Origin of the sequence: Micromonospora sp. LH3U1 (assembly GCF_028475105.1) — a bacterium.
Lineage (GTDB): Bacteria > Actinomycetota > Actinomycetes > Mycobacteriales > Micromonosporaceae > Micromonospora.
In genome coordinates, this window is sequence record NZ_CP116936.1 from 6,912,829 (window position 1) to 6,932,102 (window position 19,274).

Genomic DNA, 19,274 nt, shown 5'->3' on the forward strand with positions numbered 1-19,274 from the left:
GGGCTCCGCCGCAGAGCCGGACGGCCCGGCGCGGAGGCTGGTGACCTCCGCACCGGGCCTGAGGATTACGCGGCCGAGCAGGTGGGCGTCATCCCCGCACCGGTGCCGGTGCCCTGGTAGCCGAACTCGGTCGACTGCCCCGGTGCGACGGAGCCGTTGTAGGCGACATTGGTGAACTGGACCGTGCCGGTGTTGCCGCTCCGGTTGGCGCTCCAGATGCTGGTGATGCTGGCGCCCGACGGCAGGGTCATGGTGACCGTCCAGCCGTTGACCGGCGCGGCGCCAGCGGTCACCCGCACCGTGGCGACGAACCCGCCCGTCCACTGGTTGATCGACACCGTCGCCGCACAGCCACCACCGGTTGGGGGAGGCGTGGTCGGGGGCGGAGTGGTCGGGGGTGGGGTGGTCGGGGGTGGGGTGGTGGGCGGCGGGGTGGTCGGGCCGTCGGACAGGACCGGCGTCTGCCAGTCCCGCCAGTCGGCCAACCGGCCGAGCGCCCTGCTGTGAATCCGGATCATGCCCGGCTCGTTCCCGGTCTTCAACAGGAACTTCCGGATGTTGTTCTGCAGCGGGGTACGCCACTCGGGGCGGTTGGCGCAGTGGCTGCCGTCCTGAACGTCCGACCAGTAGGTGATGTTGTCACCGGCGCCGAGCGCCTTGTAGACCTCCGCGCCGCCCAGGGCCGCCACGCTCGCCGACCGGGGGCCGAGGTTGGCGATGTGCGGGTTGTCCATGATGAACAGCCCTCGCGGCGCCACCATGGCGACCATCTCGTGCGTGTCCACCGGGAGCCTGTTCGGGCTGCCCGTGAAGGAGCCGAAGGCGTCACCCAGCCAGGGCTGCTCGCCGTACGCGCTGCTCAGGCTCTGCGCGCCCTCCCCGGGGATGCCCCGGAAGATGGGAACACCCGCGCTGCCGGACTCGATCGGCATGGTCAGGGCGATGCGCTGGTCGAACACACCGATCGCGAAGGCACCCTTGCCGTAACGGGAGCAACCGGTGACGCCCATCGCGTCGGCCTTGAGGATCCCGCCGCCGGACTGCTCGATGACGTCGATGATCCGGCTCACGCCCCAGCCCCAGGCGGCGAGCAGCCCGGTGCTGCTCGATGAGCCATAGATGCTGTAGAACGCGCCCTGCTTGTTGTTGCGGGGCGTGCCCTCGCGGCCGACCGCCAGAGGGTCGTAACTGATGACGGCGGCGCCGGCGGCCTTGATGGTTGCGGTGTCCGCGCCGAACCCGCCCACGACCACGACGGCCGGGAACGGACCGGTGCCGCTGGGCAGCTCGACCCGCGCCGAGAAGCTCGAGCTCCTACCGTTGTGCGACACGTTGACGGTGATGTTGCTGGTGGAGACCGTCCCCGTGACTGTCGCGGGCTTGACGGGCTTGTCGCCGTAGACGAACTTCTCCGCAAGCTCCTTGATCTCCGCCCGCCGGCAGCGCCAGTCGGACCTGGAGGTGATGGTCGTACCGTTCAGCTTCTTGAAGGGATCGGGAAGCTTGGCGTTGGTGGGCAGCGAACCCAGGTCGGGAAGGCCGGATACCGCGCAGTCGGCACCGTCGTCCTCGACGGGCGCGGCGGCCAGGATGCCGGCCGCAGCCGCCTCTGCGGATGTCGTTCTTGCTACTACCGTCACCGATCCAGCGATCGTGAGCGCTGCTACCGCGAGCGCGACGATCGTCGACCGGGTGATCGAGCGGCCCGAGCTGATGATCACCGGGGCTCTCCTTCCAGGCGTGGTGATGGGAAGGACGAAGCGTGATCGAAGATCACAAATGCCAGCCGCCCCAAGTGTCGGGCCAGCAATCGGAAAGTGTCAATGCTTGCCCGAAAGTTTCGGCGCGAGTGGCCGTCCTGCACACTCATTCGACGCAGAGGCACAGCCGCCAGGACATGCGTGTCTGTCGAGGTTTGGGCTGCCTGGTATGCCCATGCCCGGTTAGGCGACACGGTCGCACCGCACCGAAAAAACTCCGACAACGAGGTGTTCCGATCCGGCGGATCCGCCGGGTTGGCAGGCACCGGCCTGCCGGTCACCGTCGGCGTTCTCGGTGTGGTCGTGTTGCTCCGTTGTCGATCCGGGCGCGTCCCGTTCGTGTGGAGAGGGAGCGGGTGACGCGGTGTCGTCCGCCGAGTCGAGGGGTGAGGGCATGCGGAAACTGGTTGTCGTCGAGTTTGTGACGCTGGACGGGGTCATGCAGGGGCTGGGATCGCCGGACGAGGACCGGGACGGCGGGTTCGAGCACGGCGGTTGGGCGGGGCCGTTCTTCGACGACACTCAGGCATCCGCCGCTGTGGAGGGGCTGCGGTCGACGACGGCGTACCTCTTCGGTCGCAGGACCTACGAGAAGATGATCGGCTTCTGGCCGAGCCAGCCCGACGACAACCCGATGGCCGCACACCTCAACGCGACCCCCAAGTACGTCGCCACTCGTACTCTGATCGACCTCACCTGGCCCAATGCCCGGCGGCTCGACGGAGACCTCGCGTCGGCGGTCGCGGAATTGAAGTCAGAGGGTGAGGGCACCATCGTCGTGCTGGGCAGCGGGGTGCTGGTGCAGGCACTCGTCGCGAACGACCTGGTCGACGGGTACCGACTGTTCCTGCACCCGCTCCTGCTCGGCTCCGGCAAGCGGTTGTTCCGCGAGACGGGCCGGCCGAGACGACTGCGGCTGACCTCCTGCACGCCGACCAGCACCGGCGTGCTCATGCTCGAGTACGAGGTGTCGTAACCGTTCAGGCGCTGGTTCAGCGGGAGGCGGGCCCACGGTCCACGAACTCGTACGTGGTGGTCAGGCCCTCGGGCAGGTCGGGAACCAGGGCGTTGGTGCCGTCGACCACCTGGACGTAGCGCTTGCCCTGGAAGATCGAGTAGCTGCCGTCTGCGACCTGATCGATCCGGAAGAGCTGCGTCGAGGCGGCCGGGTCACATGCCTGGCCGCGTACGCTGCCCGGCGCGGCGTCGTGCACGACGGTCATGCAGACCGCGCTGGTGCCGGACGGCGCGGCCAGGATGATCCGGTACCTGTTCCCCTCGGGGCGTAGGACCCACAGCGCCCCGTCGGCGACGCCCTGCTCGGTGGTGGCCCGCACCTGGTCGGTGCCACGGCCGATCGCCAACGCGGCCCCGGCCATGCCCGGCATCACGATCTGGACCTGGCGTTTGCCGGCGAGGATCTCCTGCGGTCCGGCTGAGGCGGTCACGGACGGGGCGACAGATGGTGGGGCCTGACTGGCTGGGCCGACACCCGGCGTCTCGACGTTGCCCCGTACCTGCAACAGGGCGCTGCCAGCGGCAACGGCCACGACGGCCAGCCCCGCTGCGCTCACGGCCGCCCGCCGCCGCCGACGCCGGTCGCTGCGGTGGCGCAACGTCTGCGCTCCCGGCAGCGTGGCGACTCGCCGCACCTCGTCGGCGATCGCGGTGAGGTCATCGCGCGGATCAGCCATGGGAGGTCTCCTCCTGGTGCTCATCGGTCAGCAACCCGGCCATCACTCTCCGACCGCGCGCGAGGTACGTCTTCACGGTGCCGACTGGTGCCTGCATCTCGGCCGCCACCTCGGCGACGCTGAGATCGTTCAGATGGTGCAGCACGACGGCCCGGCGCTCGTTGGCGCTCAGCCGTTGCAGCGCCTGCAACAGGGCGACGTGGTCCTCGTTGAGTCCGGGCACGCCCTGGTCGACTGCGGCTCGGCGATGTGCGCGTACCCGGTTGAACGCCTTGCGCCAGCTGCTCACCGCGATCCGGGAGGCCACCCGGCGGACCCAGGCCTCCGGGCTGTCCGTCTCCCGTACCGTCCGCCAACGCTGCCAGGCCCGCATGAACGCCTCGGCGACGGCGTCCTCCGCCTCGGCACGGTTGCCGGTCAGCGCGTACACGTGACCCACGACCCGACCCGCACAGGCCGCGTAGAGGGCGTCGAACTCCTCGGCATCACGCATCCGACCGGTGCCCTCCCCTGCCTCGTCCCCTGGTCACCGCGCATGCAACCCGCCTGGGTCGACCGGTCACGTCGGCACGGGGGCAGTTTGTGACCACCGTCACAGCGGAGTGATCAACCTAACGACCTGGCCAGACGTCAACGTGCCGTCCCGGGAGAAGCCCGTGGCGGAGAGGACGATGTGCGACGACGGCAACGACGCGCCCTGACAGCCGGCGTACTCGCGACCGCGCTGGTCGCGGCGGGCCTGACGGCCCAACCGGCGAGCGCGCAGGTGACGCCTGGGGCCACGGTCTCCGGCGCTCCCGGCGCCTTCACCCTGATCACCGGCGACCGGGTGACACTGGACGCGGAAGGTCGCCCGGAGATCCAGCGGGGCCCGGGGCGGGCCGGCATGCGGTTCGTGAGCAGCCGGGAAGATGGTCACCAGTACGTCGTCCCGGTGGACGCGATGCCGCTGCTGCGGGACGGGCGGCTCGACCGACGCCTGTTCGACCTCACCGCGCTCGGCGAGTTCGGCTACGACGACCGGGCAGCCGAGTTGCCGCTGCTGGTCGCGTACCCGGAAAACATGGCGGCGCAGGCGCGGGCCGCGACCGTCGGGGGTGACGGCCGAGTGCGGGTCGACCTGCCCGCCGCCCACGCGCTGGCCGTGCGGGCGAACCGGGACGACCGGGTCACACTCTGGGGGTCGCTCACCCGCGGGACGTCGTCGGCGCGCACCCTCGCCGCCGGAATCACCAACATCTGGCTGGACGGCAAGCGCAAGGTCTCCCTCGATCGCAGCGTGCCGCAGATCGGCGCCCCGGCGGCCTGGCAGGCAGGATTCGACGGCACCGGCGTCACCGTCGGCGTACTCGACACCGGGATCGACGCGAGCCACCCCGACTTCGCCGGGCACCTCGCCGAGGTCCTGGACTTCACCGGAGGCAACGACCCCAGCGACGCGGTTGGCCACGGCACCCACGTGGCGTCGACCATCGTCGGTAGCGGCGCCGCGTCCGGCGGCAGATACCGCGGCGTGGCACCGGGCTCGAAGCTGCTCGTCGGCAAGGTCTGCGCCACCACCGAATGCCAGGACTCGGACATCATCACCGGCATGCAGTGGCTCGCGCCGCAGGCCCGGGTGGTCAACATGAGCGTGGGTGGCACCGACGCGCCCGGCCTCGACCCGTTGGAAACCGCGGTCCAGGAGCTGAGCCACCGGTACGGCACCCTCTTCGTGGTCGCGGCCGGCAACGAGGGGAAGCCGAAGTCGGTGTCCTCGCCGGCCTCGGCCGACGACGCCCTCGCCGTCGCCGCAGTCGACGCGGACGACCAGCGGGCCTACTTCTCCAGCCGCGGTCCACGCGTCGGCGACAACCACATCAAGCCCGAGATCAGCGCCCCCGGCGTCGACATCGTGGCCGCCGCCCCGGGCGGCGACTACGCCACCATGTCGGGTACGTCGATGGCGACTCCGCATGTGGCCGGCACCGCCGCGATTCTCGCCGGGCAGCACCCGGACTGGACCGGCCCGCAGCTCAAGGCCGCCCTGATGGACTCGGCAAAGCCGACCGGCGAGGACACCATCTACGAGCAGGGCGCCGGCCGGGTCGACATCGCCCGCGCGGTCGCCCAGCCGGTCGCCGCCGACGTCGCCGCCATCGACTTCCCGGTCCAGCGCTGGCCGCACGCCGACGACATCCCGCTCACCCAGGTCGTCGGTTACCGCAACACGGGCACCGCGCCGGTCACCCTGGCGCTGACCGTCGCCCCGGCTCCGGCCGGCATGCTCACCGTCAGCCCGGCCACGCTGGTGGTGCCGGCCGGTGGCCGCGCCGAGGCGACGATCACCGTGGACACCCGGGTGGACGCCCCCGACGGCGTCTACCAGGGAGCGCTCACCGCGACCGGCGCCGGCGACCTGCGGGTACGGACGCCGTTCGTGCTCAACCGCGAAATCGAGAGCTACGACGTACGGCTCAACCACACCGGACGCGACGGCAAGCCGGCCACGGAATACACGACCGTGGCGGCGAATCTGACCACCGGCGAGTTCAGCACCCTCGCCGTGCAACCGGGCGGCGGCACACTGCGGCTGCCCAAGGGCCGGTACGCGCTCTACAGCACCATCCACGAGGGTGCCGTGTCGACGCTGCTCGCGCAGCCGGTCCTGGACGTACGCGGCCCGATCACCGAGGCGGTCGACGCCCGAAGCGCCAAGCCGGTCGCGTTGACGGTGCCGCAGCGCGACGCCGCGCCCATCTCGATCAACGTGAGCGCGAACTGGAACGACGGCATGCGTTACCCGGGTGTCCAACTCAGCGGGGTGTCCGTCGCCGACATCTTCTTCGGCCGGATCGGGCCCGCCGTCGCGGCGCCCGAGTTCGCCGCCACGCTCGGCGTGGGACTCGCCCGCCCGGGCAAGGACCGGACCTTCCGGAACAGCCCCTACACCTACGACCTGGCGTACGTCCGCCAGGGCGACATGTTCACGGGCCTGACCAGGGCGTTGTCACCGAAGAACCTGGCCACCGTCAAGGCGACCTACCGAAGCCAGTCCACGGCGACGACGGCCGTCCGGTTCCACCGCGCGTCGGCGCCCGGCGGCTCGGGCCCGATCGGTTCGAGTACGCCGGTCGACCTGCCGTTCCACGGCACCGAGTACTACAACACCGACGGCGGCATCATCTGGACGTCCACCTTCGTCGAGGGGGACAACCTCACGACTCAGGAGTCGACCTTTACGCCGGGCCGGACGTACACCCAGACCTGGAACGCCGCACCCTTCAGCCCCACCGTGGCCCAGGCACCGACCCTGTCGCCCCTGGGGTACGCGGGCCGCGACGGCGACACCATCTCCATAGCGTCGCTGCCCCTGTTCGGCGACGCGACTGGTCGCCCCGCGAGCCGCGACGACCGGCCGGTGCAGCTCCGGCTGTTGCGCGACGGCAAGGAGATCGGCACCTCGGACAGCCCGTGGGCCGAGTTCGCGGTGCCCGCCGGTAAGGCCACCTACCGTCTGGAGGCGACCGCCACCCGCGACGCCCCGGACACCCTGTCGACGTCGGTCTCGGTGGCCTGGACCTTCACCTCGGCGCACACGACGTCGCCGGAGCGGTTGCCCCTGACGACGGCCCGGCCGACGCCCGTGCTCGACGACACCAACACAGCCCGGGTGGGCCGGATCATGACCATCCCGGTGGCGCTGGACCGGCAGGCAGGCTCGAAGGCCGCGCCCAACCGCACGCTCGGCGTGTCCGCGTCGTTCGACGACGGCCGGACGTGGGTCGCGTTGCCGGTGTTCCGGGACGTCGCCCTCATCAGTCACCCCCGGCGGGCCGGATTCGTCTCGCTGCGACTGACGGCTACCGACACCGCCGGCAACTCGGTCACGCAGACGATCCAGCGGGCCTACCGGATCGCCTGACCCACCGCCGGTTCCGGGGCGGAGGCTGATTGACGGCCGCCGCCCCGGAACCGGCCAAGGTGTATTCGTCAGCGCCTCAGGCGGTGAGGGCACCGTCGATGGCGATGGACGCACCGCTGATGAAGGTCGCCTCGTCGCTCAGCAGGAACGCGGTGAGTGCGGCAACCTCGTCGGACGTGCCGGCACGTCCGGTCGGCTGCATCGACAGGTAACGCTCCGCGGTCGACGGGGCCTGGCTGACGACACCCTGCCAGAGTGGAGTGTCGATCAGACCGGTGACCAGGGCGTTGACCCGCACACCGGAGCGCGCCACGTCGAGTGCCGCCGAGCGGGTCAGGCCGATGACCCCGTGCTTCGACGCGTTGTAGGCGGCCTGCGTCGCGTCACCCCGGACGCCGGAGACCGAGGCGTTGTTGACGATCGCGCCACCGCCAGAGGTGATGATCGCCGGGATCTCGTACTTGAGACCGTAGAAGACGCTCGTCAGGTTGAGGGCGAGCGACCGGTGCCAGTTGTCGCTGTCGGTCTCGCGGACGCTGGCCATCGGGCCGCCGCCCGCGTTGTTGAACGCGCCGTCCAGTCGCCCGAACTCGGACACCGCGGTGTCGACGAGCCGCGCCATCTCCTCCTCGACCGTCACGTCGGTCGGCACGAACAGGGCGCTACCGCCCGCGTTCCTGATCTGCGCGGCCACCTCCTCGCCCCGGTCCTTGTCCCGGGCACCGATGACGACGCGGGCACCCTCCGTGGCCGCCCGCTGCGCGAACGCCAGGCCCATGCCCTGCGTGCCGCCGGTCACGACCAGCACCTTCGAATCCAACCGTCCAGACATCTCGTCTCACATTCACTCGACTGGTAAGCCGCTGCGACCGCAGGGCTTCGCGAGCCGGAACGCTAGCCGTTTCTGGAACAGTCGACAAAGTAACTGCGCTCACAACAGGTCCTCGACAACCTCAGCTTTCCGAACAAATGGCGTGTTTCTCCCGCCCTGCCGGCCCGGAACTCCGGTATAGCTACCCGTCTGGGGCTGTAATCGCTGGCACATTCTTTGGTGGCCGTTCCACAACGCCGTTAGCGTTGGGCGAACCCGAGCAAGATCGGACAATTCACCTTTAAGGAACAGTCATGCCTACACGTCACGCCGTCCCGGAGTCTCAGCGGTGGAAGGCCCTGTTGTTCATCTCCATCGCTCAACTGATGGTGGTGCTCGACGGGGCCGTCATGAACATCGCGCTCCCCTCGGCGCAGCAGGCGCTGCACTTCACCGACGGGAGCAGGCAGTGGGTGGTGACCGCGTACGGTCTGGCCTTTGGCGGTCTGCTGCTGGTCGGTGGCCGGATCGGTGACATGGCCGGACGCAAGCGCACCTTCCTGATCGCGCTGGCAGGCTTCGCGATCGCCTCCGCGATCGGTGGCCTGGCGGCCAACGCCGCGATGCTGCTGACCGCTCGCGCGCTGCAGGGCGTGTTCGCGGCCCTGCTCGCGCCGGCCACGCTCTCGTTGATCTCGCTGTCCTTCACGCAGCCGAGGGAGCGCGCGAAGGCCTTCGGCGTGTTCAGCGCGGTCTCGATCGCCGGTGGCGCCGTCGGCCTGATCGTCGGCGGTCTGCTAACCCAGTATCTGAACTGGCGCTTTGCGATGTTCGTCCTCGTCCCGATCGCGATCATCGGCATCCTGGGTGCCAGTCGCACCGTCCACGACGACGGAGAGCGGCACCGCTCCCGCCTCGACATTCCCGGCGTCCTGCTGGCCAGCCTCGGACTCGTCGGCCTGGTCTACGGCTTCAGCGTCGCCGAGAGCCACGGGTGGTCCGCTGGTGTGACCATCGGATCGTTCGTCGCCGGCGTGCTGCTGCTGACGGCCTTCATCGTGGTTCAGGCGCGGGTCAAGTCTCCGCTGCTGCCGCTGCGCGTCCTGACCGAACGCAACCGGGCCGCCGCGTACCTCTCGGTTGGTCTTGCCATCGTCAGCATGTTCGGGATGTTCCTCCTGCTCAGCTACTACTTCCAGCAAGTCAAGGGATGGTCGCCGGTCATGGCGGGCCTGGCGTTCATGCCGATGGCGGTGCCGCAGGCCATCGGGGCCACGCAGATCGGCGCCCGCCTCGCGCACCGGATCGCCCCCCGGCCGATCATGGTTGGCGGCTATCTCGTCACCACGGTCGGTCTCGTACTGCTCGCCCTGCTCGACGCGAACAGCGGCTTCCTGGAGATCGCGTTCGCCGAAGCGGTGATCGGGCTCGGCATCGGCACCGCGTTCATGCCCGCGATGAGCATCTCCACCCACGGCGTCGCTCCCCAGGACGCCGGCGTCGCCTCCGCGATGATCAGCTCTTCACAGCAGGTCGGCGGCTCGATCGGCACCGCACTGCTCAACACCATCGCGACCAGTTCGGCCGCCACCTACCTGCTCTCCCACGGCGGCTCGGCGGCCCCGACGCACGAGCGGAACGAGGCGCTCATGCACGGCTACTCGGTCGCGTACTGGGTCGCCGTCTGCTTCGTGGTCGCGGCAGCCCTGGTCTCCGCGGTCATGGTGAACGCCGGGGCTCCGAAGCACGTCCCGGCCTCGGCGGACGAGCTCTCGGATGTCACACCGGTCGCCGTGCACTGATCGGTGCGACTCCGCGTGCGGTAGCGGCCTCGCAATCCAGTCGATTCCCCAGCAACGGCGCTCATCGGCGGTTTCCGCAGTGCCGGTGACGGTCGCCACGCTGGACCTACTCTCCCCTCACGGAAGAGTACGGTCGGTGCCGGTCGTCGTGGTGGGACTTGAAAGGCCTCCTGCGACGACCGTGCCATGTCCCGGGTGACGACATCCGCGGACCGCCCCGCCGACCTCTGCTGATCGGTGGGCGATGGTTGGGCGCGTCCCAGGTGACGCCCGAGTGGAAATGGCTGTATGTCTCCTGTGCTGTCCGCGCCGCCCCGGCCGCGTCTGTCCCGCCCGTCCTGGCTGTCGCCGAAGGTGTTCCGCACCGAGGTTCTCGCTGGCCTGGTCGTTGCGCTCGCGCTGATCCCGGAGGCGATCTCCTTCTCGATCCTGGCCGGGGTCGACCCCCGGGTGGGGCTCTTCGCCTCGTTCACGATGGCGGTGACCATCGCCATCTGCGGCGGCCGCCCGGCGATGATCTCCGCCGCGACCGGAGCCATCGCCCTGGTCGTCGCGCCGCTGGTCAAGGAGCACGGCTTGGACTATCTGATCGCGGCGGTGATCCTCGGTGGCGCGATCCAGATTCTGCTCGCGGTCCTTGGCGTGGCGAAGCTGATGCGGTTCATTCCGCGCAGCGTCATGGTCGGTTTCGTCAACGCCCTGGCCATCCTGATCTTCGCCGCCCAGGTTCCGCACCTGCTCGGCGTGCCGTGGCTGGTCTACCCGCTCATCGCCGTCGCCCTGGCAATCATGGTCGGGCTGCCCCGCCTCACCCGCGCGGTTCCGGCACCGCTGGTCGCCATCGTGGTGCTGACCGTGGTGACCGTGGCCGCGCACGCGGCGGTGCCGACCGTCGGCGACGAGGGCGCCCTGCCGGACAGTCTGCCCACCCTCGGCCTGCCCCAGATCCCGTGGACGCTGGACACCCTCACCGTGATCGCCCCCTACGCACTGGGGATCGCGCTGGTCGGGCTGATGGAGTCACTGATGACCGCCAAACTGGTCGACGACATCACCGACACCCATTCCAACAAGACCCGCGAGTCCTGGGGACAGGGCGTGGCCAACATCGTGACCGGGTTCTTCGGGGGCATGGGCGGCTGCGCGATGATCGGCCAGACAATGATCAACGTCAAGGCGTCCGGCGCCCGGACCCGACTGTCGACCTTCCTGGCCGGCGTCTTCCTCCTGATCCTGGTGGTCGCGCTCGGCGACGTGGTCGCGGTGATCCCGATGGCTGCCCTGGTAGCGGTGATGATCATCGTGGCGGTGTCGACGTTCGACTGGCACTCCGTCGCGCCGAAGACGCTCAAGCGGATGCCGTACGGCGAGACGATCGTCATGCTCGCCACCGTCGCGACCACCCTGGCCACCCACAACCTCGCCGTCGGCGTCGTGGTCGGCGTGCTCACCGCCATGGTCATCTTCGCGCGTCGGGTCGCTCGCCTGGTCGATGTCACAAGTGTTCTGGACCCGGACGGCGGCACCCGCATCTACTCCGTACGCGGCGAGTTGTTCTTCGCTTCCAGCAACGATCTCGTGGGTCAGTTCGACTACGCGAACGACCCGGACCACGTGGTCATCGACATGACCCACGCCCACGTCTGGGACGCCTCCTCGGTCGCCGCCCTGGACGCGATCACCACCAAGTACGCCACCCGGGGCAAGACCGTCGAGATCATCGAGTTGAACAAGCCCAGCGCCGACATTCACGCCACCCTTGCGGGCCAGCTCGGCGTCGGCCACTGATGGCCGCCACCAGCCGTGCGGTAGGGCCGGGGCACACCGAAGGCCGGTTGATGCAGATCGGCGAGGCCGCCGAACGCATCGGGCTGAGCATCCGCACCATCCGCCACTACGAGGACGCGGGCCTGATCGTCCCCTCCGCACGCAGCGAGGGCGGCTTCCGTCTGTACGCCGAACCCGACCTCGACCGCCTCGCCGTGGTCAAGCGGATGAAACCCCTCGGGTTCACCCTCGACGAGATGCGCGACCTGCTCGCCGTCCTCGATGCCCTCGACACCGCAACGGGCACCGACCGGGACACGCTGCTCGATCGGCTGGGCATGTTTCACACCGCCGCCACCACCCGCGTCACCGCGCTCCGCGACCAACTGACCATGGCCGAGGGCTTCGCCAGCACGCTGCGCGACAGACTCGACCACCACGGCGACCCCACGGTCAGAGCGGCACGGTTGCCCCGGGCCATGGACAGGTGACCGAGGACACGGTGCACTGACTCGTCCGGAAAGGTGAAATTGAATGCGTGAGCAGAGCAGGCGCCGCCGAGTGATGTCATGAGGTGCACTCTGCCGATCCGCGATCCGGGTCCCTCCAGTGCTGGCGCCGTCCCCACACCGGACCAACCGCCGCAGGCGACGACAGCCCATCGGCAGCGATGGGCGGTGGAGACGATGGGCGTCGGGCCCGACGACCAGGTGTTGGAGATCGGATGCGGTCGGGGAGCCGCCGTTTCCCTGGTCGCCAGCCGACTCACGACCGGCCGGATCGTCGCCATCGACCGCGCCGCGACGATGGTGCGGCTCGCGACCGAACGGAACATGGGCCACATCAACGCCGGTAGGGCCGAGATTCGATGTACCGAATTCGAGTCGGCCGACCTCCCAGCTCACCGCTTCACCAAGATCTTCGCGGTGAACCTCAGCCTGTTCTGGCTGGGCGACGCGACGCAGCAGGTCGACCGGATGCGGAGCCTGCTGGCACCGGGGGGACAGCTCTACGTGTTCGGCGAGCGGCCCACGGCCGCACACGCCACAGCAAACCTCACCGCGACCGAACTGCTGCTCGAAGCTCACGGCTTCGCCACCACCAGATCGAGCGCCACTCGCGGTCAGGGTCAGGTGCTCACCTGCGTCAGCGGCACACCAATCGAGTGAGGCTGGTGCTTTCGGCAGCGCACACCCGCTACGTGAACCGGGCGGGCTCGGCGTTGCGCCGGGCCCGCCCGTTCCGTTGCGTTCGATCCTGGACGCCGGCCGGTGGCCGTGCGTCAGTGGGCCTAGCGTTGCAGGGTCAGCAGGCCCGGCCGGTAGGGCAGGAGGCCGTAGTCGCCGCCGGAGCTGGGGGAACGGCCCTGGTAGAGCAGTTGCAGGTTGCAGGGGTCAACGGTCATGGTCTGGTCGGCGTTGGTCCGTAGCAGCTCGCCGTGGCTGATGTCGTTGGTCCAGGTGGCGCCGCTGTTGGCTTTGCCGGCGAAGGGGTTGCTCTCGGTCGCGGCCTGCGGGGTCCACGAACCGCCCAGGCTGGTCGCGGTGAAGGAACGGAAGTAGCGGCCCTGCGAGCCGATCGCCTCGACGATCATCAGGTACCGGTCCTGGCCCTGGAGCTTGTAGACCTGAACGGCCTCGAACAGGTTGTTCGTGGTGTCGCTCATGATCGTCGTGTAGGTGGAGCCGAAGCTGCCCGGGAAGTTCCCGATGGGCATGCTGGCCCGGTAGATCTTGCCGTTGTCGCCGGCGAAGAACAGGTACATGTTCGTGCCGTCACCGATGACCGCCTGATCGATCGGCCCGGTGCCGGAACCGGAGATACTCCCGGTGAACAGCGTCTGCGCCCCCGACCACCCATTCGGGTTCGTGGGATCACTGGAGGTCCGGTAGGAGAACGCCGTGCCACCCCACTGGTAGGCCAACACCCAGATGTTGCGCGGCGCGAAGTAGAACAACGACGGCGCGACAGTGGCCGAGTTCATCGCGTTCTGGCTGGCCGACGCCATCTCCGAGTAGTTCGTGAACAGCCCGAAGTTCATCGACCCCCAGCTCGACCCGAAGTCGTGCGTCGTCGCGTAGACCAGCTGCCGACCGTTGTACGGAGCGACGGTGAAGTCCTTCAGCGACACCCACCCCGACCTCGGGTTCGCCAACGAACCCGTCGACGACCAGCGGTACGTCGACGGCAGGTTGCACGTGCCGCCCGGCGGAGGCGTCGTCGGCGGCGGAGTGGTGGGGTTGCCCCCGCCATCGACGCGGACGAGTTGCCACTGCTGGTTGCTGCCGCCCCAGTCGTCGTACTGCACGATGTTGCCACCGTCGGCGGTCGAAGCGCCCTGCACCTCCACCGCCTTGTTGCTGTTCCTGCTGATCAACCGGACGTAGCCACTGTCGGAATCGGCCAACCGGAACTGCTGGTTGGTGCCGTTGCCGTCGGTCCACTGCACGATGCTGGCACCGTTGGCGGTCGAGAAGTTGTAGACGTCCAGCACCTTGCCGGACAGCCGCGACTTCACCCGGTAGTAGCCACCGCCGGAGTCGACGAACTGCCACTGCTGCTGGTTGCCGTTGTTCCGGGCCCACTGGGTGATCCGCGCGCCGTCATTCGTGGCCAGGTTGTACACGTCCAGGGCCTTGCCGCTGTTGCGGTTGATCAACACGTACCACGCGCTCGTGTCGACCGTCGCCGCGGCGGCGGGTGACGACACCACCGCTGCGGCACCACCACCGACCGCCACCGCCATCGCGCCAGCGGCAAAGACCCGCAGCAACCACCCACGCCGCCGCGATGGCGGCGCGATCGATGGAGACCTATCAAGGGCAGACATGATCCTCCTTCAATGACCAAGCCGAACGGTCTGCCCGAAGATGGGCGTACCGCGACACGTTGCGGGGCGCATGCGTCGGAGAAGTTAGCGCTAACAAGACGCCTGCATGCCCTGATGCACGCCTGATTCGAGGTCGACGAAGCAGGCTCGCCCGGTAAGCCAGAGGTGTCGTCGTCCTTAGCCATCGACTGTGAGCGATAACATGCCGTTCGTCAAGACGTAACTTGCTGGGAACATCAGTCGATGATGGACCGCAGCCCTTGGCGCGATCTCTCCTCACCGACTCCCCGCAGGCCACCACCTCTGCCGACGTCGCAGGACTGCGGCAGGGGCAGTTGAGGATGGCGGCACGTTGACGCTAACATCGACGCCCACCCATGGTGGAGCGTGCCCGAACCGGCCCTTGGCGCGGGAGGGCGCACCTCTCAGCCCGGCACCTTGGACGCGTGGACGGCCGTCGCGGTGACAGCCGCCTGAGCCGGCATGTCCGAAGGCCACACGTCAGCCGTCGTCGTGGCAACGGAGCCGGGGCCTGCGGCGGTCGGGGAGACATCGCCGTGCGTTCGCCAGCGGGCGGGCAGCGGCACGGCCAGATCCTTCAGCGACATGGTTGGCCGCTCCACCAGGTGCCAGGAGAGTGCCGCGAGGACACCGTGCCGGCAGTCGACGCCGCCAGGTACGTGATGAATCCGTACCGCACGCCGATGAGTAGGGCGAACACCTGCTGGCCGCCGCCAGTGCCGCCAGCATGAAATAGCAGAGCACCTCGTACCGCAGGGTCCACAGTGAGCCGTTCACCGGACCGCCACTCGCGATACCGCGTCCGTACGGCACGTCGGTCAGGATGCCGGAGATCGTCCACTGGTCCATGGCGAACAGCCAGTTCGCCCGCAGGTACGGCAACGGACCCTGCGGGTGGTCCCAGAAGCCGTCGAGGGTGCCGCGCTCGTGATACGCGATCGCCGGTATGATCAGCTTCGATACGTGCCGCAACGGGTCCCCAACTGAGTGGATCTTGAATCACCGCTCGCAGGTGTTGAGGTGGAACGAGTTGACCTGGCCTGCTAGGGGGCTGTTTGTGCGCCCGAAGGGACTCGAACCCCTAACCTTCTGATCCGTAGATTCCCAAAACTGCTTCGCGTCCGCACCCGTTCGCCCCGGTGGCTCCCGCCCGTGGCTCCCACCGACCCACGGCCGGAGCCGTCGGCCAGTTGTCGCCGTACTACCGCGCGCTCGATGCGTCTTCCTCGTTCCAGATGGAAATGACGTGCCCTTCTCCGTACTCCCCGATGACGCGAGAGCTCGCCTCATCGAGAGACGTGGCAAGGATGCGCAGGCGAATGCCAGGCTTGTCGTCGATCCAGATGAAGCCTACGTATTCCCGCATCGGCGGGCTCGGGTCTACGTGCACGTTGCTCTCCATAGGGTCACTTGAGAGCTGCCCATCAGCGTTCGGGTTCGCAACCGCACGCCTCGGGCTCGCGGGATCTCCTCGGTCAGCTTGCCCGCCCCACCCGTGCGCTGTTCGAGCGGTAAGGAATCGGTGGCTCCCAACATGGCTCCCACCGCCGCTCGAAGCCTGATTCCGGGGGACATGAAAGAACCCCCGACCTTGCCGTTTTGGCTGGTCGGGGGCTTCCTCTTGCTCTGTGCGCCCGAAGGGACTCGAACCCCTAACCTTCTGATCCGTAGTCCGAAGTAGATGTTGGTCTTCCCCAAATAGCACTCTATTCCAAATCGAGTCGGTCCGCAACCTCCCTAGTCCAACCCCGTCCAGCCACGTCCTTGCTGGTCCGGGCGCTGCGTGCGACTGCCATCGCTAACCATCGATTAGCGCGTGGGCTCGCGATAGCCGAAGAAATCCGGCTGCGTCCAGGTAAATCCACGCCCGTCCCCCGTCGCCCGAGCAGCCACCGAGCAGCCACGGATCTATCGCGGCGTTGGTCGACGTCAGCCAGCCGGCGGTAGATGCCCGATCGATCGGCTCGTAGATCGACCGCCTCGGCCAGAAGGGAAAGAGGTGTGCTTATGGATCGACCCGTCGAGACGATGTGTTGAGCGCGGTGAGAACCGGCCGACGGCCGGGTGCGGGAGTCCTGGTCGGTCGACGACCCGGACCGGGCGGGACTGGCGGCGGTCGCCCTCGCGTTGCGGGCCCATCTGGCCGCGCACCTGGGCCGCCTCGGAGTCTGCGCGGACGAGAAGTGCGCCGACGTCTACGCCGATGCCCCACCGGCCGCTCACCGCCGGTTCTGCTCGCTCACCTGCCAGAACCGGACCCGGACGGCGGCTTTCGCCGCCGCCGGGCCCGATCAGGGTGACGCGGGTGACGCGGCCCTGCTCCGCGAAGGGTTGGTGCGAATCCTCGAACGCGCTGGCCACGACATCGTCGCGGCCGTCGCAGACGCGCAGGCCCTGCTCACGTACGCGGCCAACTGCCGCCCCGACCTCGTCGTCACCGACCGGACGCGCCCAAACCCAGACGGACCGGCCGGGACGAGGGGGATGCTCGTCGGACGAGCAGCCACCGAGCAGCCACGATCGCTGCGGACCCAACGCGATGCACCAGGACGGACACGCCCGCTTCAGCCAGTACGGCCGGTGCGTCTGGCGGGCCAACGTGACCGCCTTCCTGATGGATGTGGCGAGATAGTTGGCGTCGGCCAGGCTCAGCGGATCCTGGGCCGACACGAACACCGCCGTGGGCATGCTCTCCTCGGGTTGGTCACGGTGCTCCAGTGAGAAGATCTCCACTTCTATCCCGCTGACCTCACCTTCGTGGGTTGTCATCACCGTCCGGGAGTGCCGCCGGGCCCGGTCACCCGAACTACCCGACGCCTCCCCGGCGTGGACCTTGACGCACCATGGCGGACACCCGTCGAGGCGTGCCCCCGTGTCCGGCTCGCGATCTGATTCAACGTTTCAAGCATCTCGAAAGGTTGACGCACGTTTGGCGCCGCGAGGCGGACACCGTGTCCCCCAAACAGCGCCAAGACCCCAACGTAGGGTTCCGCGTCTGTTGAGCAGTCGGGGGAACGGATGTACCGGAAACACGGCGTTCATCAGCCATTGACATTAGTTGATCCGTGTGGTTAGCGTGAGAGCGCTCTCACGCGTTGATGGCTCACATTGCTTGTCTAGGAAAAGCACTCTCGGTCGCCCCGGGCGGGAGTGTCCGTCGCCCACTCGCCGTGTCCGGCCGCGGGGTCGCCCCGGGCATGGCGTCGATCCGTCATCCCCAATGGAAAAGCGAGGCTCCCCGACATGAAGATCAGGAATGCAGGTTTCGCGGACCGAGCGCTATCACGCAGCCGCCGGCGCCTCATGGTCCTCCTCACCGCGGCCGTCACTGCGCTGGTCGGCAGCGTGGTCATCCAGCAGCAGCCCGCACAGGCCGCGTGGAACCTCGTGTGGGCCGACGAGTTCAACGGGTCCGGCGCGCCCAGCAGCGCCAACTGGAACTACAACGTCGGCAACGGCCTCAACCCCGGCCTCAATACTTTCGACGGCTGGGGCAACGGCGAGTGGGAGTGGTACCGCCCCGAAAACTGCACGCAGTCCGGCGGCAACCTCGTGATGCGCGCCAACTGGCTCACGACGCCCATCACGGTCAACGGCCGCAACTTCTACCAGACGTCGTGCCGCATGACGACGGACACGAAGAGGTCCTTCCAGTACGGCCGCATCGAGGCACGCATGGCGCTCCCGACCGCCGCCGGCTCGTGGCCGGCTTTCTGGATGCTCGGTGACTCGTGCGACGAGACGTCCACGAACGCCTACAACCCAGCGCAGACCTACTACGACCGCCTGCCCACCAACTGGGCCAGTTGCGGCGAGGTCGACATCATGGAACACGCGAACGCGAACGCGACCGTGACGAACAACATCTTCTGGGATCTCCGAACCGGCGTGTTCCCGTGGACAGCGGGTCAGAACGCCAACTACGTCGCGAACCCCGCCGTCAACAACGCCGCGGCCTTCCACGTCTATGCGATCGAGTGGACGGCCGCGCAGATCCGCTGGTACATCGACGGTGTGCAAACGCACGTGATCGACACGACACCGGCGACCTTGGAGGAGTTCCGCAAGCCGTTCCACGTCATCTTCAACCTGGCGCTGGGCGGCACGTACCCCGGACAGAACCCCGTGCAGAGCCAGTTCCCGCTCACCGCATCGATCGACTACGTGCGCTACTACCAGGACGGCGGGGGCACGACGCCGCCTTCCACGGGCGGACCCGCGACGCAGATCAACGGGCCGGGCGGCAAATGCGTGGACGTGGGCGGAAACGACACGGGCGGCAATGGCGCGGCCGTGCAGCTGTGGACGTGCCAGGGGCCTTCTGTTTCGAGGGACCAGCAGTGGAGTTGGGACGGCCAGACCCTGCGGACGTTGGGCCGGTGCCTCGACGTCACCGGCGCGGGTACGGCCAACGGCACGAGGGTGCAGCTCTGGGACTGCAACGGCAGCGGCGCACAGAACTGGGTCCAGGAAGGTAACCGGTTGCGCAACCCGAACTCCAACAGGTGCCTGGACTCCCCGCAAGGCTCGACAGCGGACGGCGCGCGACTACAGATATGGGACTGCAACGGATCAGCCGCACAGTCCTTCGTGAAGGCCGCGTGACGGCCGGCCGAGGGGCACGCTGACGGTCAGGGCGCGGGAGCGGACAGGCTCCCGCGCCCTTTCCGCGCGTTCCGGGATAC

At 68.5% G+C, this 19,274-nt stretch carries 15 protein-coding genes; 8 read left to right on the forward strand and 7 right to left on the reverse strand.

From position 1 onward, the window contains the following. Positions 1-65 precede the first annotated feature (65 nt). Positions 66-1,721 (reverse strand): glucuronyl esterase domain-containing protein, encoded by a 1,656-nt coding sequence (locus PCA76_RS31745; protein ID WP_272614177.1) that lies wholly within the window; start codon positions 1,719-1,721, stop codon positions 66-68. A 433-nt stretch (positions 1,722-2,154) separates the two neighbouring features. Between PCA76_RS31745 and PCA76_RS31750 the strand changes: the two genes are divergently transcribed. Next, the gene (locus tag PCA76_RS31750; protein ID WP_272614179.1) at positions 2,155-2,736 is read left to right on the forward strand and encodes a dihydrofolate reductase family protein; all 582 of its coding nucleotides are present in this window, start codon (positions 2,155-2,157) and stop codon (positions 2,734-2,736) included. Between the two features lie 16 nt (positions 2,737-2,752). Here the strand turns inward: PCA76_RS31750 and PCA76_RS31755 are convergent, their stop codons facing one another. Together PCA76_RS31755 and PCA76_RS31760 are read right to left on the reverse strand one after the other, a co-directional pair. Further along, a complete protein-coding gene (locus PCA76_RS31755; protein WP_272614180.1) occupies positions 2,753-3,454 on the reverse strand; it encodes an RICIN domain-containing protein in 702 nt (233 codons plus the stop codon). Beyond that, complete coding sequence (locus PCA76_RS31760; protein WP_272614181.1) at positions 3,447-3,947, reverse strand: sigma-70 family RNA polymerase sigma factor; 501 nt, start codon at positions 3,945-3,947, stop codon at positions 3,447-3,449. Before PCA76_RS31760 ends, PCA76_RS31755 begins: the two co-directional genes overlap by 8 nt. A 180-nt stretch (positions 3,948-4,127) precedes the next feature. Here PCA76_RS31760 and PCA76_RS31765 point away from each other — a divergent pair, with 180 nt between their 5' ends. Continuing rightward, positions 4,128-7,358: a S8 family peptidase gene (locus PCA76_RS31765; protein ID WP_272614183.1), complete on the forward strand. Its 3,231-nt coding sequence runs from the start codon at positions 4,128-4,130 to the stop codon at positions 7,356-7,358. Positions 7,359-7,434: 76 nt separating this feature from the next. Here PCA76_RS31765 and PCA76_RS31770 read toward each other — a convergent pair whose 3' ends face one another. Further along, positions 7,435-8,190 carry an SDR family NAD(P)-dependent oxidoreductase gene (locus tag PCA76_RS31770; protein ID WP_272614185.1) on the reverse strand — a complete coding sequence of 252 codons (756 nt, stop codon included), beginning with the start codon at positions 8,188-8,190 and terminating at the stop codon, positions 7,435-7,437. A 293-nt stretch (positions 8,191-8,483) separates the two neighbouring features. On the opposite strand from PCA76_RS31770, the gene PCA76_RS31775 reads away from it, so the two are divergent. From PCA76_RS31775 to PCA76_RS31790, 4 genes are all read left to right on the forward strand, one after another. Next, positions 8,484-9,971, forward strand: a complete 1,488-nt coding sequence (locus PCA76_RS31775; RefSeq protein ID WP_272614186.1) for an MFS transporter — start codon at positions 8,484-8,486, stop codon at positions 9,969-9,971. 288 nt (positions 9,972-10,259) lie between these two features. Beyond that, the gene (locus PCA76_RS31780) at positions 10,260-11,759 is read left to right on the forward strand and encodes a SulP family inorganic anion transporter (RefSeq protein WP_272614187.1); all 1,500 of its coding nucleotides are present in this window, start codon (positions 10,260-10,262) and stop codon (positions 11,757-11,759) included. Next, on the forward strand, positions 11,759-12,229 hold the full coding sequence (locus PCA76_RS31785; RefSeq protein ID WP_272614189.1) for a MerR family transcriptional regulator: 471 nt from the start codon (positions 11,759-11,761) through the stop codon (positions 12,227-12,229). Before PCA76_RS31780 ends, PCA76_RS31785 begins: the two co-directional genes overlap by 1 nt. Before the next feature lie 78 nt (positions 12,230-12,307). Then, complete coding sequence (locus tag PCA76_RS31790) at positions 12,308-12,907, forward strand: class I SAM-dependent methyltransferase (RefSeq protein WP_272614190.1); 600 nt, start codon at positions 12,308-12,310, stop codon at positions 12,905-12,907. 122 nt (positions 12,908-13,029) lie between these two features. Here PCA76_RS31790 and PCA76_RS31795 read toward each other — a convergent pair whose 3' ends face one another. The 3 genes from PCA76_RS31795 to PCA76_RS31805 form a co-directional block, all read right to left on the reverse strand. After that, positions 13,030-14,568 (reverse strand): non-reducing end alpha-L-arabinofuranosidase family hydrolase, encoded by a 1,539-nt coding sequence (locus PCA76_RS31795; protein ID WP_272614191.1) that lies wholly within the window; start codon positions 14,566-14,568, stop codon positions 13,030-13,032. A 425-nt stretch (positions 14,569-14,993) separates the two neighbouring features. Next, complete coding sequence (locus PCA76_RS31800) at positions 14,994-15,176, reverse strand: hypothetical protein (RefSeq protein ID WP_272614192.1); 183 nt, start codon at positions 15,174-15,176, stop codon at positions 14,994-14,996. 614 nt (positions 15,177-15,790) lie between these two features. Then, positions 15,791-15,991, reverse strand: a complete 201-nt coding sequence (locus tag PCA76_RS31805; RefSeq protein WP_272614193.1) for a hypothetical protein — start codon at positions 15,989-15,991, stop codon at positions 15,791-15,793. 662 nt (positions 15,992-16,653) lie between these two features. Here PCA76_RS31805 and PCA76_RS32930 point away from each other — a divergent pair. After that, a complete protein-coding gene (locus PCA76_RS32930) occupies positions 16,654-17,310 on the forward strand; it encodes a CGNR zinc finger domain-containing protein (protein WP_442930181.1) in 657 nt (218 codons plus the stop codon). Between the two features lie 429 nt (positions 17,311-17,739). Beyond that, positions 17,740-19,194, forward strand: a complete 1,455-nt coding sequence (locus PCA76_RS31815) for a ricin-type beta-trefoil lectin domain protein (protein WP_272614195.1) — start codon at positions 17,740-17,742, stop codon at positions 19,192-19,194. Positions 19,195-19,274 lie beyond the last annotated feature (80 nt).